Origin of the sequence: Mesorhizobium sp. GbtcB19 (genome assembly GCF_019091085.1) — a bacterium.
Lineage (GTDB): Bacteria > Pseudomonadota > Alphaproteobacteria > Rhizobiales > Rhizobiaceae > Mesorhizobium.
The window spans coordinates 1-1,623 of sequence record NZ_JAGXJY010000055.1 but is presented as its reverse complement, the minus strand read 5'-3'; the positions used below and the strand labels follow the sequence as shown (position 1 = coordinate 1,623).

The 1,623-nt window shown below is 67.7% G+C and carries 2 protein-coding genes; both read left to right on the top strand.

Annotated elements, in window-relative coordinates:
* A partial coding sequence (locus KVT37_RS31500; protein ID WP_217578915.1) for an aminotransferase class III-fold pyridoxal phosphate-dependent enzyme occupies nucleotides 1-723 on the top strand: 723 nt, incomplete at its 5' end.
* 78 nt (nucleotides 724-801) lie between these two features.
* The coding region (locus KVT37_RS31495; protein ID WP_217578914.1) for an aldehyde dehydrogenase family protein at nucleotides 802-1,623 on the top strand (822 nt) is incomplete at its 3' end.

Sequence of the window (1,623 nt, the reverse complement as noted above, 5' to 3'; positions counted from 1 at the left end):
GTGCTCGGCCCCGGCGGCGTCATCGCCCCGCATGAAAGCTTCATGCCGTTCGTGGGGGCGATCTGCGCCCGCCACGACATCCTGTTGATCGCCGACGGGGTGGTGTCGGGCTTCGGCCGCCCCGGCCCCTACTGGGGCTCGCAGACAATGGGGATCGAGCCCGACACCCTGACCTGCGCCAAGGCTCTGTCGGCGGCCTTCCTGCCGATCAGCGCGGTGCTCATCGGCAAGAAGATCGTCGACGCGGTCGCCGAGGAGACGCACGCGATCGGCACCTTCGGCCACGGCTTCACCTATTCCGGCCATCCGGTGCCGGCCGCGGTCGCGCTGGAGACGCTCAAGATCTATGACGAGGACAACATCATCGCTCGAGCGGCGGAGACCGGCCAGTTCCTGCAGGCGGAGCTTAAGCGTCGTCTCGCCGGCCATCCGCTGGGCGGCGATGTGCGCGGCGCCGGGCTGATCGCCGGCGCCGAGATCGTCGCCGACAAGGCGGATCGGCTGAACTTCGCCGCCACTGACAAGATCGGGCCGACACTGGTGCGCCTGTGCGAGGCCAAGGGCGTAATCCTGCGCTCCTGCCCCAACGACACGATCGCGCTCAGCCCGCCGCTGATCATCAGCGAGCAAGAGGTCACGGAGATCATCGATCAGATGGAAGCCGGGCTCGACCTGATCCGTTCCACGCTGCGCAGCGGCAAGCCCGCCATCGCCGCCGCTTAGACTTTCATTCTTGACGCAATTCCGGACTGAAAACCGCTTCACACTTTTCCTGGAATTGATCCAGCCACAGGAGGTTCCATGACCGCTTCGTTCTACATCGACGGCGAATGGACGCGCGGCTCCGGCACGCGTGCCGCGCCTGTCTTCGATCCGGCAACCGGCGCATCCATCGGCGAGGTGCCCTTTGCCGAAAAAGCCGATCTCGACCGTGCTCTCGATGCCGCGGAGCGCGGTTTCAGGCTGTGGCGCGACAAGAGCGCCTTCGATCGCTCGGCAATCATCCGCAAGGCGGCGACGCTCTTGCGCGAGCGGCATGAGATGGTGGCCACGGCGATCAGCCGCGAGATGGGCAAGCCGATCGTCGAGGCGCGCATGGAAGCGGTGATCGCGGCAGACCATATCGACTGGAACGCCGAGGAGGGGCGCCGCGCCTATGGCCGTGTCATTCCCGGCCGCGGTCCCGACATCACCCAGACCGTGGTGAAGGAACCGGTCGGCCCGGTGGCCGGCTTCAGCCCGTGGAACTTCCCGGTGACGCAGCTCGTGCGCAAGATCGCGGCCGCGCTTGCCGCCGGCTGCTCGACCATCGCCAAGGCGCCGGAGGAAACGCCGACCTCGACCATGGAACTGGTGCGCTGCTTCGCCGATGCCGGCGTGCCGGCGGGGGTCGTCAATCTGGTGTTCGGCGTGCCGGCGGAAATCTCGGAATACCTGATCCCGTCGCCGGTCATCCGCAAGGTCTCCTTCACCGGCTCGTTGCCTGTCGGCCGGCTTCTCGGCGCGCTTGCCGCGCGCCAGGCCAAGCGCGCGACGATGGAGCTTGGCGGCCAAGCGCCGTTCATCGTCGCCGACGATGTCGGTGCCGGCAAGGTCGCCGGCCCCGCCGCCCCCATGGAGGTC